The organism is Citrobacter sp. TBCS-14, from assembly GCF_005280805.1.
Taxonomy (GTDB): Bacteria; Pseudomonadota; Gammaproteobacteria; order Enterobacterales; family Enterobacteriaceae; genus Citrobacter; species Citrobacter gillenii.
Genome location: NZ_SZWM01000267.1, coordinates 1 through 596, shown reverse-complemented (window position 1 = coordinate 596; position 596 = coordinate 1). Strand labels below are relative to the sequence as shown.

Sequence of the window (596 nt, the reverse complement as noted above, 5' to 3'; positions counted from 1 at the left end):
ATGATCCCGCGAAGATCCATCATCGCTGTACGATTGCAGATGTATATCTGGTAAAAGATAAAAGCAATAAAATTCAACAAATTATACTCCCTGTTTTCGGTAAGGGCGCGAAGTCAATGATGTATGCCTTTCTGGCTCTTGACCCAGACGGACGTACGGTTAAAAACCTGTATTACTATCAGCAGCGGGAAACTCCTTTTTTGGGAGCCAGAGTGGAAGATGAGAGTTGGCGCAAGCAATGGCCGGGTAAAAAAGTAGTTGATAATAACAGGATGCCAGCACTAAGAATAACTCAGGAGAAACCACAGANGAATATACAGTAGATGGTATTTCTGGTGCGACCCTGACATCGAATGGGGTTGAGAGAAGCATCAACTACTGGACAGGCGAACAGGGTTACGGCCGTTTTTTGCAACGAATTACTCGTGGCCCTGATATAATAGTTCCCTGATCGCTTTTGTTTTAAATAACGTTTATCTTCATACTCATTGCCGGCCTCATTTGCGTCAGTGAGTATGGGGCAACTCAATTCCATATCACCGATAAATTCTCCTGTATTGACGGCATCATTAATAAATCCCGAATGTCTCAATTTC

1 pseudogene is annotated in these 596 nt (G+C 43.0%); it reads left to right on the top strand.

The features are described 5' to 3' along the window. Positions 1-451: pseudogene (gene nqrC / locus FDX22_RS12430) on the top strand (NADH:ubiquinone reductase (Na(+)-transporting) subunit C); the annotation flags it as partial. Positions 452-596 lie beyond the last annotated feature (145 nt).